Here is a 20972-nt window from a genome sequence, read left to right as displayed (position 1 = left end):
GAGGTGAGTGAGTGAGCGAGCGGACCGGAACCGCCCCGACCGACGATACCGAAGGCGGCGATCTTCTCGGGGACGCTCTGTCCGAGGTGGCCGATCTGTTGTCTCGGGCCGGCGACGTGACGCTGCTGGCGCATGTGAATCCGGATGCCGACACGCTGGGTAGTGCGTTGGCTCTCGGGAGGGTGCTCCGTCACCGCGGCGCCACGGTCCGGGTCGCTTTCGCCACCCCCGAGGAACCCCCGTTCTCGTTGCGCGGGCTCGATGCCGACGCGCTCGTGGTTCCCGCGGCCGATGTGCCCGCCGTCCCTTCGACGCTGGTCGCCCTGGACACGGGAAGTCTGCAACGGTTGGGGGCATTGGCCGATCGGGTCGGGGCGACCATCGCCGCGGGCGGCGACGTGGTCGTCATCGATCATCACGTGTCGAACACTCTCTTCGGCACTCACCACCTCATCGACGAAAGCGCCGAGGCGACCGTGATGATCGTGCTGCGGTTGCTCGACGCTCTCGGCGCGGAGGTGGACCTGCCGACCGCCCGGTGCCTGTATGCCGGGCTGGTCACCGATACCGGCTCGTTCCGCCGGGCCGGTCCTGCCACTCATCGGGTGGCGATACGGCTGCTCGAAGCCGGCGTCGAGCCGGAATCGATCACCCGTCAGTTGATGGACACACACCCGTTCGGCTGGCTGGGCATGCTGTCGAAGGTGCTGGGGGAGGCACGGCTGGAGCCGGAGTCGGCTCGCGGGTTCGGGTTCGTGCACGCGACCGTGCGGTTCGAGCACTCGGATGGTCTGCGTGGTGAGGAACTGGACAGCGTCATCGACGTGGTGCGCACGACCGCCGAGGCCGATGTGGCTGCCGTGTTGAAGGAGATGAGCCCGGGGCACTGGTCGGTGTCCCTGCGGTCCGACGGCCGAATCGATGTCTCCCGGGCCGCTGCCGCCTGCGGTGGTGGTGGGCACCGCCTTGCCGCGGGCTTCACCGCCGATGGCCCGGCCGAGGACGTTCTCGCCTCTCTGCGCAGTGCTCTCGCCGAGGCGCCGCTGCTCGGCTGAGGGGTGGTACTGCTCACTCGATCGGTACCCGTTCCCATCCCGGCGACGGCGCCGTGGTTTCTTACAGTTTCGCGTGGAGTTGCCGCCCCGCCGCCATGCCGGGGTGGATGTGAAGGGATCAGGAGAGGCAGTGACCGAGACGGGTGAACGGGTGTCGGTGCGGCGCCTGCTGGCGCTGGCGGTGCCCGCGCTCGGAGTCCTGGCCGCGGAGCCGCTGTACGTGCTCGTCGATACCGCCGTGGTCGGCCACCTCGGCGCGGTCCCGCTGGCCGGGCTGGCACTCGGCGGCACCCTGTTCACGATCGTCTCGCGCCAGCTGACCTTCCTGTCCTACGGCACCACGGCGCGGGCCGCCCGATTGCACGGGGCGGGCCGCAGGACCGACGCCGTGTCCGAAGGGGTGCAGGCGACCTGGCTCGGCCTGGCTGTCGGCGTGGTTCTGCTGCTGCTCGTCCAGCCACTCGCCGGGCCGGTCGCTCGGCTGCTGGCCGGGCCGGGAGAGATCGCCGATGCCGCGGCGAGCTGGCTGCGCATCGCCGTGCTCGGCGCGCCGATGGTGCTGGTGGCCCTGGCCGGGCACGGCTGGATGCGTGGCGTGCAGGACACGGTTCGCCCGCTGCGCTATGTGCTGGCGGGCAACGCCGTGTCGCTCGTGCTGTGTCCACTGCTGGTGTACCCGGCGGGTCTGGGGCTGGAGGGGTCGGCGCTGGCCAATCTCGTCGGTCAGGCGATCATGGCTTCGCTGTTCGTGCACGCACTGGTCGCCGAGCGGGCGGCGTTGAAGCCCGAACTCGCGAAGATGCGCGCCCAGCTCGGTCTCGGCCGCGACCTGGTGCTGCGCACGTTCGCGTTCCAGGCGTGCTTCCTGTCGGCGACCGCGGTCGCGGCGCGCACGGGTGCGGAGACGGCGGCGGCGCACCAGGTCGTCTGGGAGCTGTGGATGTTCCTGTCGCTCGTGCTCGACTCCCTCGCGATCGCCGCGCAGTCCCTGGTCGGTGCGGCACTCGGACGGGAGGCGGCGCGGCAGGCCAAGGGCATCGCGCGGCAGGTCACCTGGTACGGGCTGGGCTTCGGGATCGTGCTCGGGATGCTGTTCGCCGCGTTGTCCGGTGTGCTGCCTGCCGCGTTCACCTCCGATCCCGGCGTGCTCGCCGAGATGCCGTACGCGTGGTGGTTCTTCGTCGCGCTGCAACCGATCGCCGGAGTCGTGTTCGCACTGGACGGTGTCTTCCTCGGTGCGGGGGACGCGGCGTACCTGCGGACCGCGACGATGCTCAGCGCGGCGATCGGTTACCTGCCGATGATCTGGCTGTCGCTGGCCTTCGACTGGGGGCTGGCCGGGATCTGGTTCGGTCTGAGCCTGTTCATGCTGGGCAGGTTGTTCACCCTGCTGTTGCGGGTACGTTCCGGCCGCTGGGCCGTCACCGGTGCCGTACCCGCCGATTCCTCCGCGCCCTCGACGGCGTGAGCGACCTCCCTGATGTCGGGGCTCCCGGAGTGAGGCGACGCCGGAGGTTCCGTCACCCGCACCGCTCCGCAAGCCAATCCGTGCACTCTCTCACTGCTCCCAGAACCAGTCGGTGGCGCGAATCTGCTTCAACGCCTCGCGACGCTTGTCCGACTCGAGACGCTGGATGTAGACGATGCCGTCGAGGTGATCGACCTCGTGCTGCAGGCAGCGCGCCATCAGGCCGGAACCCGACACGGTGATCGGCTCGTTGCGCAGATTCACCCCGCGCACGACCGCGTGGTCGGCACGGTGGGTGGGAAAGCTCAACCCCGGCACCGACAGGCAGCCCTCGTCACCGTCCTGCTCCCCGGACAGCTCGACGATCTCCGGATTGAGCACGTAACCCATCTCGCCGTCCACGTTGTAGCTGAACGCACGGAGACCGACCCCGATCTGCGGTGCGGCCACGCCCGCGTGTCCCGGTGCGTCGACCGTGTCCAGCAGGTCGTCGACCAGCTCCGCGATCTTGTCGTCGAATACCGTCACCGGGTCGGCGACCGTGCGCAAAACGGGGTCCCCGAAACGCCGGATCGGTCTGAAAGTCACTGCACACCCTCCTGTCGGTCGGTCGAAACTCTAACCGCTGCGGTTGCCGACCCGACGCCGGGAGGTGTGCGTCGTGGTGGAGGATGGACAGCCGTGTCACAACGGTCCCGAAGCTCGCGTCCCGCCGTTCCGCCCGGTCTGCTGGTGATGGACAAGCCGGCGGGGATGACCTCGCACGATGTCGTGGCGCGCGTACGCCGGATCATGGGCACGCGCAAGGTCGGCCACGCGGGCACGCTCGATCCGATGGCCACCGGTGTCCTGGTGCTGGGGCTGGAGCGGGCCACGAAGCTGCTCGGTCATCTCGCGATGGACACGAAGGCCTACCTGGCGACCATCAGCCTGGGTGCGGCCACGACGACCGATGATGCCGAAGGAGAGGTGCTGTCCTCGGCGGACGCCTCCGGCGTGACCGAGGAGGCGATCAACGCGGGCATCGCCGCGCTGACCGGGGATCTCCGGCAGGTTCCGAGCGCGGTCAGCGCGGTGAAGGTCAACGGCCGCCGTGCCTACGAGCTGGCTCGTGCGGGGGAGAGCGTCGAGCTGGAGGCCCGGCCGGTGACCGTCTCGCGGTTCGACCTGCTGGCGCTGCACCGCACCGGGACCACCACGGAACTGGATGTGCTCGTGGAGTGTTCCTCGGGAACCTATGTGCGTGCGCTGGCACGAGACCTCGGTGAGCAGCTCGGTATCGGCGGGCACCTCGGGCAGTTGCGCCGCACCCGGGTGGGTCCGTTCGGGCTGGCGACGGTGCGCACCCTGGAGCAGCTGGAGGCCGAGCCCGACCTGTCGATGGACATGGATGGTGCCGTGGCCACGGCCTTCCCGCGGATCGACGTGAACGCGGTCACCGCGCGCGGCCTCGCGCACGGTCAGGCGGTCACGAGTGCGGGCGTGCACGGCACGTACGGAATGTTCGGGCCCGACGGCCATGCCGTCGCCCTGGTCCGTGATCAGGGCCGTGTCGCCAAACCGGTCCTGGTGCTGCGTCCTGCGGGGTGACGGATGCGTGCGCCCACGGGTGGTGTTGCGGACACGTTCGCGGTGAGCGGATAGGGTGGTCAGCCGTGCAGCGTTGGCGTGGCTTGGAGCAGCTTCCCGGTGACTGGGGCCGGTGCGTGGTCACCATCGGCGTGTTCGACGGGGTCCACCGTGGACATCAACAGTTGATCGAGCATGCCGTCCGGCGAGCGCAGCAGCGTGAGCTGCCGTGCGTGCTGGTCACCTTCGACCCGCATCCGGCCGAAGTGGTGCGCCCGGGCAGCCATCCGGCCCAGCTGACGACGCTGCGGCGGCGTGCCGATCTGGTCGAGCAGTTCGGCGTGGACGTCTTCTGCGTCCTGCCGTTCACCTCGGAGCTGTCGCGGATGCCGCCCGAGGAGTTCGCCCACGAGATCCTGGTGGAGCGCCTGCACGCCGCCGTGGTCGTGGTGGGGGAGAACTTCACCTTCGGGCACAAGGCGGCCGGCGATATCGAGCTGCTGAGCACGTTCGGGGAGCGGTTCGGGTTCGAGACGGAACCGGCCAGCCTGCTGGCGGGGCCTGCGGACGGGGCGGACGTGGCCGAGCAGGCGGTCACCGTCTCCTCGACCTACATTCGCTCCTGCATCGACGCCGGAGACGTCGAGGCGGCAGCGGCCGCTCTGGGGCGTCCCCACCAGCTGGAGGGCATCGTGGTGCGCGGTGCCGGGCGTGGCGGCCGCGAGCTGGGATTTCCGACCGCGAACCTGTCTCCTCCGCAGTATGCGGCGATTCCTGCCGACGGTGTTTACGCGTGCTGGTTCACGCATCGCCGCCGTGGTGCGACCGAGGCGCCACGGACACTGCCCGCGGCGGTGTCGGTGGGCAGCAATCCGACGTTTTCCGGCAGGGAGCGCACGGTCGAGGCGTTCGTTCTCGACGTCGATGCCGATTTCTACGGCGAGTACGCCGAGCTGGAGTTCGTGCGTCGGCTGCGGGGGATGGTTCGATTCGATTCCGCCGAGGAGCTCGTCGAGCAGATGCATCGGGATGTCGATGCCACTCGCGAGTGCCTGCGTATCGGCGGGTGAGGTCGCGCTGACGGAAGAAGGCGCCGCCGGGGCCGGTACCGGTTTTCCCGCCGATTTCGCCTCGCCGGTCGTGCCCGCACTGGCAGTATTCGGTCATCGAGGCGACATGTCCGGATCGAGGCCGGCACCGGGGGAGTGAAGGTTGGAAGAACACAGGATCGTTCAGCGGAACCTGGCCCTGCAGCGCCAGTGGTATGGAGAACCTCTGGGCGACCGGGTGCGGCGGTTGATCGTGGCCTTCCGGACTTCGCAGGCTCACCTTGCCGATGTTCTGGGCATCAGCGCTCCCATGCTCAGTCAGGTGATGAGCGGGCGCCGGGCGAAGATCGGTAATCCGTCGGTGCTGGCTCGTCTGGTCATGCTGGAGCGCAAGGTCCTCACTCCCGGTGTGGCTGCGGGCGAGTCCGAGGCGATCCGGCAGGCATTGGAGGACGTGCGGCATTCGCGCCCGTCGGTGGCGCGGGACGACCTGCCGGTCGGATACGTCATCAGCGGGGAGGAGTCGGCGTGGCCGGTGCTGCGGAAAACGGCCGGTCCCGGTGAGCTGCAGTCCGCGGCGGAGATGCTCGGCAGCGACTACCCGGCGCTGGCGGACCTGCTGCGTCGCGCCGCAGCCGGCGAGGGTGCTTAGGATCGTTGGTCGGAAGAGCTCTGCGGGCACGACCCTGTGGAGCCGGCCGCGGCCGGTTCTCCCGCGGCGTGCCGGAGTCGACGAGAGGTGGCCGCACAGATCCCATGCGTCTGTTCACCGCACTCTGGCCCTCGCAGGAGGCCGTCGGGCACCTCGCTGCGGAGGTGCGAACCGTGCGGTCCGCTCGGTCGCGGCAGCTGGAGCGGGCCACGGGGGGACTGCGCAGGTTCCGGTTCGTTCCCGCGCAGCGCTGGCACCTGACGTTGTGCTTCCACGGTGACGAGGCCGACCCCGACCGGTTGGGGGATCGGCTGGCTCACCGGGTCGGGCAAGCCGGCCGTGCACAGCCGGGATTCGGCCCACCACGGTTGCGGATGGCCGGAGCAGGCGTCTTCCGGGGGGTCCTGTGGATCGGTGTGCAGCCTGCCGGCGACGCCGATGCCGACGTGCTGGCCACGGTGGCGGGGATGGCGGGGTCCGACCCCCGTTCCTTCCGGGCGCACATGACCGTGGCGCGGTGGGCCGCGGGCCGCGCGGACCGTGACCTGCTGGCCGGGCTCTTCGCGGACTACGAGGGGCCGTGGTGGGAGGCCCGCGATGTTTCGCTGGTGTGCAGCGAACAGCAGTCGGGTGGCCCCGCCTACCGGACGGTTCGCCGGGTTTCGCTGGCGGTGACCTGCTGACGGCGATTCCGCGATGACACCTCCAGCAGGGGCCGACATGCAACCCGTTCGGGGAAGCGGAGAGCGAAGTGCAGTTGCTGGTATCCTGGGTGGGAGTCCGGCTGCAGTCCGTGGCGGCCGATTGCCGATCATGCTGATGACATCCATGCGGTGGGGGAATCTCCGGTGGGTGGATGACATGGTGATGGCCGGACGGTGCCGAACCCGGCGGCGGTGAAGTCCGCGGGGTCCACCGGACGGCGACGACTCGAACCCCCGGCGTGGTTGTGTGCCGCGCATCTTTCAGGGGTATCCACGGGACACGTAACAAGGAGAATCGCTCGTGGCTTTGTCCACTGCCGAGAAGAAGCAGATCCTGTCCGATTACGGGGTGCACGAGACCGACACCGGTTCGGCAGAAGCCCAGGTGGCCCTGCTGACCCACCGGATCTCGGGCCTGACCGAGCACCTCAAGGTGCACAAGCACGACCACCACTCGCGTCGTGGTCTGCTGCTGATGGTCGGCCGTCGGCGCCGGATGCTCAACTACCTGATGAAGGTGGACATCAGCCGTTACCGTTCGCTGATTCAGCGGCTCGGTCTGCGCCGTTGACAGGTTCCGAGGGGAGTGGCCGCAGGGCCACTCCCCTCGGTGCATCGGCGGGCGATTGCCACGAGCGCGAGAGCGCGATAACAAGGACGAGGGGCTTACGCCGCCACGGGCAGGCGTCCGCCGGTCCTCGGTAGTGGTTGCCGGGAGCGCGAGGAGCAGTATCGCGTGCCCGGGAACTTCGATCGATGACCGGCCTCGTCGGACCACATCCCGTGCGGTTGCCGTGAGCCCTTGGGAACAACCCCACAAGACGAGGAGTTCACGTTGACTGATCCGCAGTCATACGACGACGGCGTGTACGAGAGCACCGCCGTCCTGGACAACGGTGCGTTCGGCACCCGAACGGTCCGTTTCGAGACCGGCCGGCTGGCCAAGCAGGCCGCGGGCAGTGTCGCCGCGTACCTGGACGACGACACCATGCTGCTGTCGGCCACCACGGCCTCCAAGCAGCCCAAGGAGAACCTTGACTTCTTCCCGTTGACGGTGGATGTCGAGGAGCGGATGTACGCGGCCGGGCGGATTCCCGGCTCGTTCTTCCGGCGTGAGGGCCGCCCCTCCACCGATGCGGTTCTGACCTGCCGCCTGATCGATCGCCCACTGCGGCCGTCGTTCACCGACGGCCTGCGCAACGAGGTGCAGGTCGTCATCACGGTGACGAGCATGAACCCGCAGGACGCCTACGACGTGCTGGCGATCAACGCCGCCTCCAGTTCGACTCAGCTCTCCGGACTGCCGTTCTCCGGCCCGGTCGGTGGCACCCGGATGGCACTGATCGACGGGCAGTGGGTCGCCTTTCCCACGCACGAGCAGCTCGAGCGAGCCGTGTTCAACATGGTCGTCGCCGGTCGGGTCGTGGGTGACGACGTGGCCATCATGATGGTCGAGGCCGAGGGCACCGAGCACACCACCGACCTGGTGGCCCAGGGTGCGCAAGCCCCCACCGAGGAGATCGTGGCCGGTGGCCTGGAGGCCGCGAAGCCGTTCATCCGCACCCTGTGCGAGGCGCAGCAGCAGCTGGCGCAGGCGGCGGCCAAGGAGAGCGCCGCGCAGTACCCGGTCTTCCCGGCTTACGCCGAGGACGCCTACACCGCCGTCGAGCAGGCCGTCTCCGACGAGCTGGCCGAGGCGCTGGCCATCGGTGGCAAGCAGGAGCGGGAGAACCGTCTCGACGAGATCAAGCAGGCGGCTCTGGAGCGGGTCGGCATCGAGGAGGGGCAGCCCTTCGCCGGCCGGGAGAAGGAGATCGCAGCGGCGCTGAAGGATCTGACCAAGAAGCTGGTGCGGCAGCGCATCATTCGCGAGAAGGTTCGCATCGACGGCCGTGGTCCCACCGACATCCGTGGCCTGTCCGCCGAGGTCGGCGTCATCCCCCGCGCGCACGGATCGGCGCTGTTCGAGCGTGGTGAGACCCAGATCATGGGCGTGTCGACATTGAACATGCTGCGCATGGAGCAGTCGATCGACAGCCTGGGCCCGGAGACGGCCAAGCGGTACATGCACCACTACAACTTCCCGCCGTACTCGACCGGGGAGACCGGTCGTGTCGGCACTCCGAAGCGGCGCGAGATCGGGCACGGTGCGCTGGCCGAGCGTGCTCTGGTGCCGGTGCTGCCGAGCAGGGAGGACTTCCCGTACGCGCTGCGGCAGGTTTCGGAGGCACTGGGGTCGAACGGGTCGACCTCGATGGGGTCGGTGTGTGCCTCGACGCTGTCCCTGCTCAATGCGGGTGTCCCGCTGAAGGCGCCGGTGGCGGGCATCGCGATGGGCCTGGTCTCGGCCGAGGTCGACGAGCAGACCCAGTACGTGGCGCTGACCGACATCCTCGGCGCCGAGGACGCCTACGGTGACATGGACTTCAAGGTCGCCGGGACCAAGGACTTCATCACGGCTCTGCAGCTCGACACCAAGCTGGACGGCATCCCGTCCGAGGTGCTCGCGCAAGCACTGGGCCAGGCCAAGGACGCGCGGCTGACCATTCTCGAGGTGATGGCCGAGGCGATCGGCTCGCCGGACGAGATGAGCCCGCACGCGCCCCGAGTCACCTCGGTGAGCATCCCGGTCGACAAGATCGGCGAGGTCATCGGCCCCAAGGGCAAGATGATCAACACGATCACCGAGGAGACCGGCGCCGAGGTCACCATCGAGGACGACGGCACGATCTACGTCGGTGCCGCCGACGGCCCCTCCGCGGAGGCCGCGATCGACAGGATCAACTCGATCGCGAACCCGCAGCTGCCCAAGGTCGGCGAGCGTTTCCTCGGCACCGTGGTCAAGACCGCCGCGTTCGGTGCTTTCGTGTCGTTGCTGCCGGGCAAGGACGGCCTGGTGCACATCTCGAAGCTGGGCAACGGCAAGCGCATCGGCAAGGTCGAGGACGTGGTCAATGTCGGTGACAAGCTGCGGGTCGAGATCGCCGATATCGACAACCGCGGCAAGATCAGCCTGATTCCCGTCGAGGAGGAGGGCGAGGGCGAGTCGTCGGCCCAGGGCGAGGTCGAGATGTCCGAGTCCGCCGCTCCCGAGGCACCCGCCGAGTGATCCGACACTGAGTCGGAGCCCTCTGTCGTGCGGCCCGTACCGGATACCGTGGCCGGTGCGGGCCGCACGTGTGTGGTGGCGCGACGCGCCCCGCAGGCGAGCCGTTCGATCAGCACATGCCCACGGAAGGGAGAGGATCACGTGAGCCAGGCCGGTGGATCGTCGATCAGGGTCGGCATCCTGGGCGCCCGGGGACGGATGGGGTCGGAAGCGGTGCGGGCCGTCGGTGAAGCGCCGGACCTCGAACTGGTCGCCGAAGTCAACCGGGGTGATTCACTGCAGGACCTGAGCGCCGCCGGAGTGCAGGTGGCCGTGGACCTGACCCATCCCGACTCGGTGCTGGACAACGTCACTTTCTGCGTCGACCACGGCATTCATGCGGTGGTCGGCACCAGCGGGCTCGGCGAGGCCGAGCTGGAGACGGTCCGTTCCCGCCTGGGGGACGCTGCGGGGACCGGGGTGCTGGTCGTGCCGAACTTCGCGATCGGGGCCGTGCTGTCCATGCGTTTCGCGGAGATCGCCGCGAGGTTCTTCGAGTCCGCGGAGATCGTCGAGCTGCATCATCCCCGTAAGGCCGACGCGCCGTCCGGGACGGCGGCGCGTACGGCACAGGTGGTCGCGCAGGCGCGTGAACAGGCGGGGGCGGCCGAGGCGCCGGACGCGACCACCAGGGAACTCGACGGGGCGCGGGGGGCTTCCGTCAGCGGCGTACCGGTGCATTCGGTACGCATGGCGGGGCTGGTGGCCCACCAGGAGGTGCTGTTCGGTACCGAGGGCGAGACCCTGACGATCCGGCACGATTCCTACGATCGCAGGTCGTTCATGCCCGGTGTGCTGCTGGCGGTGCGCGAGGTGGGCACCCGGCCGGGGCTCACGGTGGGCCTGGACGCGTTGCTGGGGCTGTAGTGCCCGGACAGGAGCCCGTGGTGTCCGAAGGAAAGGGCCGGCGGCCCGCGATGGGGCCACGCACTTCGGCATTCGTGCTGGCCGCCGTGCTGGCTGTGTATCTCGTGCTGATGGGCAGCCGGGCGGCCATGATGATCGTCACGGGCGATCCCGTTCTCGTGCTGCTCGGCCTGGCCGTCCTGGTGCTTCCGCTGCTGGGTGCGCTGCTGGTGTTCGACCAGATCCGGTTCGGTGCGCAGACGGAGCGGCTGGCCCGCCGGCTCGACGCCGAGGGCGTGCTGCCGGACGTGTCGCATCTGCCGCGTCGCCCCTCGGGTCGTGTGCGGCGCGAGGCCGCGGATGCGTGGTTCGACGAGAAGCAGGACGAGCTGGAGGCGGCACCGCAGGACTGGCGAGCGTGGTTCGCGCTGGCGCAGGCCTACGATCTCGCCGGTGACCGCAATCGGGGCCGTAAGACCATGCGCACGGCGATCGAGCTGGAGCGCACGGACCGTCCCGAGCAGTGACGGTCGCTGCCCGATGTGGCCTGCGACCGCCCGCTCGGAAGCAGAGGTTTCCGGCTGATTCCCGATGGTTGTCGGTGCTCGTCGTGACCTGCGCAGAGGATGTCCTCGAAGTACCGGTCGGTTACCGGTGGTGGACAGTTCTTGCGGTCGTTTTGCGGGGGAGCAGTGCTCCGGCCTCGCTCCTCCTGCAGCCGTCTGCGGAAGGCCGGGGATGCGCGATCAGTTCGTGCGAGTGGTGCCGTGGGCGCTGCCTGCCTGCTTCGGGGCGGCCTCGGCGGTGGTGGTGGGCCCACCGCGGTCTCCGCTGTCAGCAGGGTGTTTCTGGCTGAACCAGTAGCCGTAGGAGACGTAGTCGGGCAGGGGGCTGAGGAGCTCGTCCGGTGAGCCCAACCGGATACGTGCGCTGTTGTCGGTGAGGAACCGGGCGGGGACGGTGAAGGTGGATTCCGTCCAGCCGGCACGGCCCTCCTCGCGATGCCAGAGGCCGACGTGGCGACCGTCGACGTAGACGTCGATGCCGTGGGGAGCGATCTCGTTGTCGACAGCTTCGATGCGCCCGGTGATCGTCAACGGCAGCCCCGGGGTGAGACGGCGGACCGTCATGATCTCGCCGCCGAGGACCTTCCGGCCGCTGTCGACGATCTCCCCGCGCCGGGTGCGTTCGGTGTCGAGATCGGTGGTGGGTTGGAATCCCGTGTGCGCCGGGTCGACCCGGTATCCGTGCTCGTGTTCGTCGTCGAGGTCGGCCACGTTGACGTGGTCGCGGACCGTGCCGGCTCGGACGGCTTCGACCGGGGTGGTGTCGGCTTCGGCCGCGTCCCAGTCGGCTCGGTGGATGTGGACGACGTCGCAGTAGCGGGCTGCCTGGCAGATGCTGCCGCCGCCCGGGGCGATGCGCGAGTAGGTCGGCGAATCGAGCCGGAACGTCGCCAGTGGCTCGTCGCCGAAGACCCCGCCGTGCACGAGGTCGTGGACCGACCAGCTGGGAAAGACCACGAAGTAGTCCGGACGCCGGTCCTTCGGCATGTCCCGCAGAGCTTCGTAGAGGCTGCCCGGACCGTGGGTGCTCGGCACAGTGAGCTTGTTCGTGGTCAGACCGATGAGGTCGACGATCCGGTGTTCGCCGAGGAAGGCGGGCGCGCCGACGTCGTTGACCGCCACCACCGCGTCCTCGGGCAAGTGCTGATCCGTCCAGGCGGTGATGGACACCTGCTGATCGCGGATCCCGGCCGCCTGCTGTCCGAGCCGAATGCCCCACGCCGGTATCTGTATCAGGGTGAACAGCAGCGCGCCGGAGAGCACGAACGCGCCCGCCCGTCCACGTCCGCGCTGCGAGCCGAGCGCGGAGGCGAGAGCGTACAGGCCGACCGCGGTCAGCAGCACCAGCATCGGCAGGAACGGCTGGACGTAGCGCAGGTGGTGCATCGTGGGCGTGCGCATCGTCGAAATCGCCAGCAGCACCAGCAGAAACCCGCCGAACAGCGCCAGCGCGATCGGGAACCGATCCGATTGTCGCCGGGCGAACCAGATCACGCCCGCCAGCGCGGCGATCGGGGCTGCCGGGATGACGTAGTCGAAGCCCTCCAGGCCGGTGAACACGCGCACGAACTCGTTGAAGTGGCTCAGCGCGGCGCCTGCGAATTCGGTGGGATAGAAGATCGGCTCGTGCAGCAGTGATTTCGCCCGCATCCCGTTGGCCGAGGAACTTCCGGTCGCGACGAGGTAGAACAGCGACTGGCCACCGTAGGCGAAGAACGGCAGCGGCAGCAGCGCCGAGCGTGCGAATCTGCGGGGCCGCGTCGCGTCGCCACGACCGTGCCGGAGGGTGATCCAGGCCATCGCGATCGTCAGCACGACGACGAAGATGAAGGCCTCCGGACGGGCCAGCGAGGTGAAAAACCCGAGAACCGGGGCGAGAACGAACCGTCCGCGCGGTGCTTCGGCGACCACGGCCAGCGTCGTCGCCGCGAGCAGGAGGGCGACGAAGCCGACCTCCATGCCGCTGACGCCGCCCCAGACCAGCGCCCCGTTCGTCGCGACGAGCAGGCCGGCCCAGATGCCGACGGTGCGGTTGACGAGCCTGCCGCCGATAGCGCAGACACACACTGCAGTAAGTGCCATGCACACGGCCCCGAAGATCATCGCCGTGATCAGCAGAGCGTGGCCGTGCACTCCGAACGCGGCAAAGCCCCCGAGCACGACCATGTACAGCAGGCTGCTCGCGCCTTTGCTGACCGGATCGCCCGTGTTGTATTCAAACGGATGTCCGGTGCCGAACTGTTGAGCGTACTGCAGGTGGATGTAGACATCATCCAGCGGCGGGATGAAGGCCCAGCCGTTGTAGGAGAGACTGACGAGGATGAAGCACGTCGACAGCAACGCCGACAGCGCGCCGATCGCCCAGTGCACCGGGTCGAACCGTCCGGCGAACCACCGGCGCCATCTCGCCGCGCCCGCCGGGTGATCAACCGGCCGGGCGGTCGTGTCGGCTGCGTGCTCACCGAGTATCGCAGACGGCGGCAGGTAGGCACTTCGTTTGCGCATCGTCTCCATGCTCATGCGGCGGCTTCTCCCCTGCTCGACACCCGGAAACATAGCGTCGGCAGGCTGAACGAGTGAGCATTCTATGGGGCGGGAGCCCCGGGTGAGTTTCACCCGGGGTTCCCGCGGAACGGAGTGTGACAGTCCCGTCACTGCGCTCGTGCCACCCTGATCACCAGGTGCTCGAGATCCATGCCCGGCGGCGCAGAACCTGGGGTACTGGCGGGTGATGCATCGTCGGCACGCCGGGGACAGCATGGTCATCCGTAGGTTGCGACCCGGGTTGCCCAGCTGAGCAGAGTCTCAGCCTTCGTCTTCCATTTCTTCGGCGACGTCCTCGGCGATTTCCTCTTCGTCGACGCCTTCGTCGAGCATCTCACCGAGGACCATGCCTCCCACGGCGCCGGTGGCCAGTCCGCCGGCACCGGCGGCGAGCATGCCTCCCATGCCGGGACTGGAGCCGTGTTGCCGATGTTCGTGGTGTCCGTGGACCATGTGGCCTCCGCTGTGTTCGGCCACAGCCTGCAACCACTGAGTGATCTCGGCTTCCCAGTCGGTGGCCAGTGCCTCCTCGTGGCCGCGGTGGATCCGGCCGAACGCGTCGCCGCCCGGCGTGAACAGGTCGCCGCGCTTGTCGGCCTCCAGCACCACGTCCACGCTGTCCGGCCGGCTGATGAAGGTCAGTTCGATCTCGCCGACCTGCCCGGCGAACTGCGGCGGCGGGAAGAACTCGATCTCCTGATAGAACGGGAACTCCTGGTGCACACCGTGGATATGGCCGTGTTCGAGGTCGGCGCTTTTGACGTGAGCTCCCATCGCCAGCAACGCATCGATCACCGGCTGCTGCGAGGCCAGCGGCTCGACCCGGACCGGATCCATATCGCTGGTATCCACGGCCTTGGCCACCGCAACCTGCGTGCTCACACCGAGTCGCATCCCCCGCAGCGGCCGGCCGTGCACGGCGGTGATCGGAGCCTCCCACGGCACCGGGATGGTGAACGGAATGGTCCGGTGCTCCTCGGCCTCCAGTCGGAAGTCCTCGGCGGCCACGACCTGCTGAAACTCCAGCCCCTGCTTCTCCTCGTCGTCGGTCTCGACCTCCGCGATCAGACTCAGCACGATCTTTTGAATGTCCGCTTCGCCGCTCGCACCGCCGATGCGCACCTCACCTATCAGATGTCCGCCCGGTCGGGACGGCTCCTCGCTGAGAACCGTGTCCACGGAGGGGCCACCGACCCCCACGGCCTGCAACATCTTCTTGAACACCAGGAATTCCTCCTCACGACAAGTGCCGACATCGATCGCGGGTCTTCGGATGTGCAAGCCCGCACCACACCAACGAACGCCGCACAGGCGCCCGTTCCCCGTGAAAACCCGCTGCCGATGATCGTTACCTTCCCGAGAGGCGGACTGGTGTCACTGCACGGATCCGCCTTGACCGTGACAGTCAGCTCTGTGGGCAACGCCGCGTTGAACCTTGCCCTGGTACTGCTTTTCGTACTGATCGGCGGATACTTTGCCGACTCGGAGATCGCGCTGGTCTCGCTACGAGAGGAGCCGGTGCGGTAACCATGCTCATGTCCGGTCTTCGCCCCGGGGAGTCCTTCGGTAGAAGGCCGCTCAAGCCGACTGCCGGTAGGAGACATGCTGGAACGGACGTAGCAGCCGCTCTCACGGCTGCTAGAAGGCCAGTACGACGACGGTGCCGGCGTAGATGCCGATGAGCAGGACTCCTTCGAAGCCGAGTCGCCACCAGCCGCGTGCTTGCCGCATCAGGAGCCCGCCGAGCAGGATCGTGGTCATGAGCAGGGCTGCGGCGGTGAGGAACAGCTGGTCCTGACCGGCTGTGTGGTACAGCGAGCCGCCGCGGTAGGCGAGGTCGCCGACGACGAGGTTGAGCACATCGAGACTGTTTCCGCCGATCACCGCCGCGATGGCGAGGGTGGCCGCACCCCGGCGTACTGCTGCGATGGCCGTGACCGTCTCGGGAAGGGCGTTGACCACTCCCATGAACACGGCGCCGACCAATCCGGCGCTGAGGCCCGTGGCCGTGACGATGCTCTCGGCGGCGCGGGCGATGACCGCGCCGCCGACGGCGACCACACCGCCGACCACGATGAATTGCGCCCACAGTTTCGTGTTGCTCGCTCCCGCGAAACGGTCCTGTTCCTCGGGGACGTCGGGCAGGGTCTCCCGGGTTCGGACGGCCCGCCACATGGGCTGTTCGCCCTGGTTCTGAATGAGTCTCAGCCCACCCAGGTAGAAGGCGACCAGCATCACCGAGCCCGGGTGCACGGCCCAGAGGGTGTAGTCGGGGCTGAAGGCCGCCAGCAGAGCGGTGGCCAGCAGTGTGATGAGCAGGGTGCCGAACGACAGGTTCGACAGCGAGGCGGCGGCGTGCTCCAGGTTGGAGCGCCGGTAGAAGAAGTCGGCCGCCGCGACCGCGAGGGTTTGGGCGGCGATTCCGCCGATGGCGTTGCTGTAGGCCAAACCGACCTGGCCCGTCGCCGCGCTGACTCCGGTCATGACGATGCCGGACAGCGAGGTCGCCAGACCGAAGAACACCGCACCGAACAGCGCTTCGCCCCACCCGGTCCGATCGGCCAGCGTGTCACCGAGACCGGCCATGCGCACACTGCCCGCGACCGTGACGGCAGCAGCCACCGCGAACAAGGCCACGCTCCAGCCCAGCGGCCACGGCGACGTCAACAGCTCGAACACGTCAATCCAACCCGACTGCGTACAGGATCATGGACATCACGACGGTAAGGGGCCGCATGCCGCGCTGCCCGGCAGAGCTTGGAAACGGGAAAAACACGCCCGCGCCGAAACGAGAGGTACTCGGTCGTGAGGTCAGTGGCAGGCGGCTGGTGGATGGTGATCACCGGGTGCGGTGTATCGCCGTTGGGGGATGGAAGAACGTCAGCCCATCGGAACTGTTCGTCTAGAACCAGACGGTGAGGGTGCCGGGGAGCAGGATCAGGGCGGTGAACCGGGCGAACCTCCCGGCGAGCCCGGTGAGGATGAAAGCGGGCAGCGGGATCCGCGCCCATCCGGCCGTCACGGCGGTCGCCGCGTACGGCGGAAGGCTGGTTGCTGCGCTGAACAGCAGCATGCCGTTGGTCCACACCGGTCGTCGGTGGCAGCGCTCGCGGAACCGCTTCAGCCGCCTGCTCCAGCGTCCGTGGCTTTTCCGCTCGCTGGTGCGGCGCAGTAGCCGCGGGAGCCGGAGCACTCCCCGCGCGGCGAAGTAGTGCAGGAGCTTGCCGCCGATCTGGCCCACGGTGACCACGAGAGCCAGCAGCCACCAGGGCAGTTCGGGGCCCTTGAGCACGGCGCCGACGAGGAAGAGTTCGATGCTGATCAGCGGAAGCAGCGCGGACAGTATCGATACCCCGAAAGCGGTCGAGGTCAATCCGATCGCTGCCAGCATGTTGCTCCCTCGGGCCGGGGATGGACGACCCAAGGCTAACAATGACATAACGACCACTGCCGGAAGTGCGGTCGACGATTCGTGCCGGGCGCGGTCACTCCTGCTCGAAGCGGAGGTCGAGACTGCCCGACAGACGCAGTTCCCGGATCGGTCGCCCACCCGCATCCAGGGTGCGTACGGTGCCGTCCGGGGTCCATCCGACACTGTGGAAGAACGCTCGGGAGGCCTCGTCGGCTTCGGGGGTCCACACGATGCCGCGGCGTGCCCCGTTCGCGGCGAGTCGCTGCGCCATGACACCGAGTAGTCGGCCACCGTGGCCCCGCCGTCCCCAGCGTGGCTCCACCAGCAGCGTGCTGACCAGAATCACCGCGTCCGCATCGGAGGGTGATGTGCCGTCCGCCGCGGCGGTCTCCTGCTCGGGGGCCGGGCCGGCGGCGCAGAACCCCACGGTCCAGCCGCCCTCGGTCGCCACCAGCACCGAGGCCGGTCCGTGCGAGACGGTCTCCTGCCACTGTCGCTCGGTCTCGGCGGCGTCGAGCCCGTCGAGGACCTCGGCGGGAAGGAGCTCGCTGTAGGCGGTGCGCCAGGTCGCCAGCTGGATCCGTGCGATCTCGGCGGCGTCGGAGGGTTCGGCGGTTCGCACATCGGCATCGGCCATGCCCGACAACCTAACGCGGACACGCCACCGCCCGGGTCCGTGGCGGTGCGCCGGTATCGCCGGATGTCGGGGGATGCTGGCATGATCCGCGTCCGTGCAGACGATGAGTGCCGCCGCAGCGCGGCGAACCGTGCTGGCCGCGCAGGGATTCGCCGATTCTCGTCCCACGGGCGAGGTCGACCGCAGGCATCTGCAACGCGTGCTCGGCCGGACCAAGCTGCTCCAGCTCGACTCGGTCAACGTCGCGGTCCGGGCGCATTACATGCCGGTGTACAGCCGGCTCGGGGCCTACTCGCCCGAGCTCCTCGACGCGGCCGCCTGGCCGGACGGGCAGCGAGCGCGGGGACGGAAATCGCGTCTGCTGGTGGAGTACTGGGCACACGAGGCCTCGCTCGTCCCGGTGCGGGATTGGCCGTTGCTGCGGTGGCGGATGCGCCAGTACGGCAGCGCGTCCCAACGGCGCTACCGTGACCTGTTGGAACGCTCTCCGAGCCTGATCGACGATGTGCTCGCGGCGGTCAAGGAGATCGGCCCTGTCGGTGCCGGGCGGCTGGAACGGGAACTCGGCGGCGGGCAGCGTCAGGGCCGGGGGCCGTGGTGGAACCGGACGGACACCAAACGCGCCTGCGAGCTGCTGTTCGCCACCGGCGAGCTGACCACCGGAACGCGCCGGGGCTTCGAGCGGCTCTACGAGCTGCCCGAGCGTGTGCTGCCACCGGAGATCCTGTCCGCGGACTTCGAGGAGGACGAGGCGGTGCGTGGGCTGGTCGAACGCTCGGCCCACGCCCTGGGAGTGGCTACGGAGGCCGACCTGCGGGATTACTACCGGCTGAGCCCGGCACAGTCCCGGAAGGCGGTGGCCGAGCTGGTCGACGGCGGTGTGCTGGAGCCGGTGGCGGTCCGTGGCTGGGATCGGCAGGCGTACCGGCACGCGCGGGCCCGTACGCCGCGTGCTGTCACCGGTCGAGCGCTGCTGTGCCCGTTCGATCCGCTGGTCTGGGAGCGTTCCCGCACCGAGCGGGTGTTCGGGTTCCGCTACCGCATCGAGATCTACGTTCCCCGGCCGCAGCGGGTGTACGGCTACTACGTGTTTCCCTTCCTGCTCGACGGGCAGCTGGTGGCTCGGGTGGACCTCAAGGCGGACCGGGCCGCGGGCGTGCTGCGTGTGCCGGGGGCGTTTTCCGAGCCGGGCAGCGATATCGGCAGGGTCGCCTCCGAACTCGCGGCGGCGCTGCGGGAGATGGCGGCGTGGCTGCAGCTCGGCGAGGTCGCCGTCGGAGAGCGCGGCGACCTCGCTGAGCCGCTGCGGCAGGCGGCGTGATCCGCCTGCCGTTTCGGCCGGTCACCGACCGTTGGGCAGTTTGGAATTGTCCTGGCGGTAGCAGGTGACGAAGTTTCCTTCCTCGAATCCGCCACCGTTGATGTTTTCCGAATTCGGGGGTTCGGGGATGCCGTAGCGCAGCTTGACGCGTGCCTCGATGCTCGACACCAGGCTCTCACCCAGATCCATGGCCTCGGCGGCCTGCGTGTGGCTGTATTCGGTGAGGTAGCGCTGCGCGAGCTTGCGTTGCCCCGCTTCGATGAGTGTCCGTGCGGTTTTTTCGACCTCCGGCTGTTCTCGGCGCATATCGTCCTCGAACGCCGTCAGCGCCGTGTGCACCTCGGGATAGAATTCCTTCGGTCGAGTACACGTGTGGTACATGAGTCGTTTGAACAGTCTGCCCGCGAACGTGGTCGCCTCCTGGGGTGCGTAGGCGGGATTGATGTAGGTTTCGGCCGCGTTCTTGGTGAGATAGCGGTGCTGGCGATATTCGGCCGGTTCGTCCTGCACTCCGATGTGGTAGGGGATGAACGGGCTCGTGACCGAGCCGGTGGGAGAGACCCAGAGCTGGCCGAGTGCGCGATCGATGCCGTCGCGCAGGTGGGCCACTTGACCGTATCCGTTCTGATCGCTGGAGATCCTGGGGTCGCGAACCGTTTCCATGAATTCCTCGAGCGTCACCGGGGCCTTGCTCTCGAGCTCCTGCTCGATGGTGGCCGGGGCGACGAACTTCCCTTCCGCCGGTGTGGTCCGGTAGTTCCAGCCCTGCTCGCCGTAGACCTCGTTGACGTTGAACGGCTCTCCGGAGTCGGGGTTCCACCAGCCCTGCTCCACCGCGAAGTCGATGAAGTTCTCCGAGCACATGTAGTCGGGGTGCTCCCGGCAGTTGCGTGGAATCTCCTGGATGTAGCCCGGGTAGGACATGCGGACTTCGTTCGGACCGAGCCGCTCGGCGACCCAGAGTCCCTGACCGCCGGCCAGTTCGATCACCACCCACGCTTCCTGGGGGTCGGCGATGAAGTGGGAGTTCCCGCCGTACGTCGAGTATCCGTACTCGTCGATGGTGTTGCCGATGATCTCGACGGCTTGCCGGGCGGTCTTGGCGCGTTGGAGTCCGATCCGGGCGAGATCGCTGTACTGCGGCCCCTCCTGCGGAGTCGGTGCCATCTCCACGAGTTCCTGCCGGGAGGGGGACCAGATGTCGCGAATGGCGACCTGGTGTTCGTTCATCCCGCCGTTCGTCAGTGGAGGCGGAAAGCCCGCCCATTCACTGTAGTTCATCGATATGTACTTGTACGTGTGACTCACCTGCGGAATTTCGGTGAGACTTCCCGGTATGGTGGCCTCGTCGGTGACTCCCACGGTGATGGTGGCATCCTCGGGATGGTCCTCGGCCGGGACGATCTCCAGCCAGTGACTCGACACTTCGTCCCCGGTCCCGCCGAGCATGACACTTCCGTCGGCGGTGAGATTGCGGCCGACGTAGATTCCGTAGCTCTTTTGGTCCGCCCGCTCCTTTCGTGATTCCTTCCGATCGCCCGCAGGGCTCGCACGACGATGATCGGCCGCTTTTTCGGAGGTCGATCCGAGGGCTTTTTCGGAAACGTCGTGCGGGTTGCCCGGTGCGAGATGCATACCTGCCACGGTGACGAGCACGGCCGTGACGAAGGTGGCGGGATACGAGAAAACCCGTCGGTGCATGCCAAACCTCGATCAGGCAGGGTCGCAGAACACGAACTGCGACGTTCTCGGCAGTCCTGTCGCCGTGGGAGTTTTCGTCTCCCACGGCGATGTAACCCGACCGTCGTATCACGGGCCGCTGCGGGAAGCAGGTCGAGAACGATTCGAGAGAAATCCCGAAAGAGGCTCGACGGGATTCGAGGGCAATTCGGTGTTCGGAACGGACCTCAGAGCCTGTTCCTAATCTGGTTTGATCAGGCGTTTGCTGGTGAGTCGGATCATGGCCCAGCGGACCATGGCTTCGTGGTGATGGGGTAAGCG

At 68.2% G+C, this 20972-nt stretch carries 19 protein-coding genes; 12 read left to right on the top strand and 7 right to left on the bottom strand.

What is annotated here, in order from left to right:
• The first annotated feature begins 77 nt into the window (after nucleotides 1-77).
• The gene (locus DFQ14_RS18275) at nucleotides 78-1055 is read left to right on the top strand and encodes a DHH family phosphoesterase (protein ID WP_114454627.1); all 978 of its coding nucleotides are present in this window, start codon (nucleotides 78-80) and stop codon (nucleotides 1053-1055) included.
• A gap of 130 nt (nucleotides 1056-1185) precedes the next feature.
• Nucleotides 1186-2523 carry an MATE family efflux transporter gene (locus tag DFQ14_RS18270; RefSeq protein ID WP_114454546.1) on the top strand — a complete coding sequence of 446 codons (1338 nt, stop codon included), beginning with the start codon at nucleotides 1186-1188 and terminating at the stop codon, nucleotides 2521-2523.
• A gap of 90 nt (nucleotides 2524-2613) precedes the next feature.
• Here the strand turns inward: DFQ14_RS18270 and def are convergent, their stop codons facing one another.
• Entirely contained in the window at nucleotides 2614-3111 is a 498-nt protein-coding gene (def, locus tag DFQ14_RS18265) for a peptide deformylase (protein WP_114454545.1), read from the bottom strand.
• 147 nt (nucleotides 3112-3258) lie between these two features.
• Between def and truB the strand changes: the two genes are divergently transcribed.
• From truB to DFQ14_RS18225, 8 genes are all read left to right on the top strand, one after another.
• Nucleotides 3259-4113 carry a tRNA pseudouridine(55) synthase TruB gene (truB, locus tag DFQ14_RS18260; RefSeq protein ID WP_218956407.1) on the top strand — a complete coding sequence of 285 codons (855 nt, stop codon included), beginning with the start codon at nucleotides 3259-3261 and terminating at the stop codon, nucleotides 4111-4113.
• Between the two features lie 65 nt (nucleotides 4114-4178).
• A complete protein-coding gene (locus DFQ14_RS18255; RefSeq protein WP_114454543.1) occupies nucleotides 4179-5162 on the top strand; it encodes a bifunctional riboflavin kinase/FAD synthetase in 984 nt (327 codons plus the stop codon).
• Between the two features lie 142 nt (nucleotides 5163-5304).
• Nucleotides 5305-5793: a helix-turn-helix domain-containing protein gene (locus DFQ14_RS18250; protein WP_114454542.1), complete on the top strand. Its 489-nt coding sequence runs from the start codon at nucleotides 5305-5307 to the stop codon at nucleotides 5791-5793.
• A gap of 173 nt (nucleotides 5794-5966) precedes the next feature.
• Nucleotides 5967-6476, top strand: coding sequence for a 2'-5' RNA ligase family protein (locus tag DFQ14_RS18245; protein WP_257233763.1), 510 nt, complete (start codon nucleotides 5967-5969; stop codon nucleotides 6474-6476).
• Between the two features lie 322 nt (nucleotides 6477-6798).
• Nucleotides 6799-7068, top strand: coding sequence for a 30S ribosomal protein S15 (gene rpsO, locus DFQ14_RS18240; RefSeq protein ID WP_114454540.1), 270 nt, complete (start codon nucleotides 6799-6801; stop codon nucleotides 7066-7068).
• A 264-nt stretch (nucleotides 7069-7332) separates the two neighbouring features.
• Nucleotides 7333-9606, top strand: coding sequence for a polyribonucleotide nucleotidyltransferase (locus DFQ14_RS18235; RefSeq protein WP_114454539.1), 2274 nt, complete (start codon nucleotides 7333-7335; stop codon nucleotides 9604-9606).
• A gap of 141 nt (nucleotides 9607-9747) precedes the next feature.
• Complete coding sequence (gene dapB / locus DFQ14_RS18230; protein ID WP_257233762.1) at nucleotides 9748-10512, top strand: 4-hydroxy-tetrahydrodipicolinate reductase; 765 nt, start codon at nucleotides 9748-9750, stop codon at nucleotides 10510-10512.
• 50 nt (nucleotides 10513-10562) lie between these two features.
• Nucleotides 10563-11018, top strand: a complete 456-nt coding sequence (locus tag DFQ14_RS18225) for a hypothetical protein (protein WP_114454538.1) — start codon at nucleotides 10563-10565, stop codon at nucleotides 11016-11018.
• Nucleotides 11019-11237: 219 nt separating this feature from the next.
• On the opposite strand, the gene DFQ14_RS18220 is transcribed toward DFQ14_RS18225, so the two are convergent.
• Nucleotides 11238-13577, bottom strand: coding sequence for a hypothetical protein (locus DFQ14_RS18220; RefSeq protein ID WP_114454537.1), 2340 nt, complete (start codon nucleotides 13575-13577; stop codon nucleotides 11238-11240).
• A gap of 285 nt (nucleotides 13578-13862) precedes the next feature.
• Nucleotides 13863-14825, bottom strand: a complete 963-nt coding sequence (locus tag DFQ14_RS18215; protein ID WP_338072630.1) for a sporulation protein — start codon at nucleotides 14823-14825, stop codon at nucleotides 13863-13865.
• Nucleotides 14826-14999: 174 nt separating this feature from the next.
• Here DFQ14_RS18215 and DFQ14_RS22445 point away from each other — a divergent pair, with 174 nt between their 5' ends.
• Nucleotides 15000-15128: a hypothetical protein gene (locus tag DFQ14_RS22445; RefSeq protein ID WP_257233765.1), complete on the top strand. Its 129-nt coding sequence runs from the start codon at nucleotides 15000-15002 to the stop codon at nucleotides 15126-15128.
• 111 nt (nucleotides 15129-15239) lie between these two features.
• Here the strand turns inward: DFQ14_RS22445 and DFQ14_RS18210 are convergent, their stop codons facing one another.
• The 3 genes from DFQ14_RS18210 to DFQ14_RS18200 form a co-directional block, all read right to left on the bottom strand.
• Complete coding sequence (locus tag DFQ14_RS18210; RefSeq protein ID WP_114454536.1) at nucleotides 15240-16280, bottom strand: sodium:calcium antiporter; 1041 nt, start codon at nucleotides 16278-16280, stop codon at nucleotides 15240-15242.
• Between the two features lie 223 nt (nucleotides 16281-16503).
• The gene (locus tag DFQ14_RS18205) at nucleotides 16504-16992 is read right to left on the bottom strand and encodes a VTT domain-containing protein (RefSeq protein ID WP_114454535.1); all 489 of its coding nucleotides are present in this window, start codon (nucleotides 16990-16992) and stop codon (nucleotides 16504-16506) included.
• 94 nt (nucleotides 16993-17086) lie between these two features.
• On the bottom strand, nucleotides 17087-17650 hold the full coding sequence (locus tag DFQ14_RS18200; RefSeq protein ID WP_114454534.1) for a GNAT family N-acetyltransferase: 564 nt from the start codon (nucleotides 17648-17650) through the stop codon (nucleotides 17087-17089).
• A 94-nt stretch (nucleotides 17651-17744) separates the two neighbouring features.
• Between DFQ14_RS18200 and DFQ14_RS18195 the strand changes: the two genes are divergently transcribed.
• Nucleotides 17745-18971 (top strand): winged helix-turn-helix domain-containing protein, encoded by a 1227-nt coding sequence (locus DFQ14_RS18195; protein WP_114454533.1) that lies wholly within the window; start codon nucleotides 17745-17747, stop codon nucleotides 18969-18971.
• A gap of 21 nt (nucleotides 18972-18992) precedes the next feature.
• On the opposite strand, the gene DFQ14_RS18190 is transcribed toward DFQ14_RS18195, so the two are convergent.
• Entirely contained in the window at nucleotides 18993-20672 is a 1680-nt protein-coding gene (locus tag DFQ14_RS18190) for a C69 family dipeptidase (RefSeq protein WP_246195489.1), read from the bottom strand.
• Between the last annotated feature and the right edge of the window lie 300 nt (nucleotides 20673-20972).

The sequence above is a fragment of the Halopolyspora algeriensis genome, assembly GCF_003337235.1.
GTDB lineage: Bacteria > Actinomycetota > Actinomycetes > Mycobacteriales > Pseudonocardiaceae > Haloactinomyces > Haloactinomyces algeriensis.
This window is presented reverse-complemented; position numbering and strand designations above follow the sequence as displayed.

Excerpts from the sequence above, each read along its gene's own strand:
- DFQ14_RS18225 (WP_114454538.1), top strand. The coding sequence starts at position 10,563 with ATGGGGCCACGCACTTCGGCATTCGTGCTGGCCGCCGTGCTGGCTGTG.
- DFQ14_RS18200 (WP_114454534.1), bottom strand. The coding sequence starts at position 17,650 with ATGGCCGATGCCGATGTGCGAACCGCCGAACCCTCCGACGCCGCCGAG.
- truB (WP_218956407.1), top strand. The coding sequence starts at position 3,259 with ATGGACAAGCCGGCGGGGATGACCTCGCACGATGTCGTGGCGCGCGTA.
- DFQ14_RS18205 (WP_114454535.1), bottom strand. The coding sequence starts at position 16,992 with ATGCTGGCAGCGATCGGATTGACCTCGACCGCTTTCGGGGTATCGATA.
- DFQ14_RS18190 (WP_246195489.1), bottom strand. The coding sequence starts at position 20,672 with ATGCACCGACGGGTTTTCTCGTATCCCGCCACCTTCGTCACGGCCGTG.
- DFQ14_RS18220 (WP_114454537.1), bottom strand. The coding sequence starts at position 13,577 with ATGAGCATGGAGACGATGCGCAAACGAAGTGCCTACCTGCCGCCGTCT.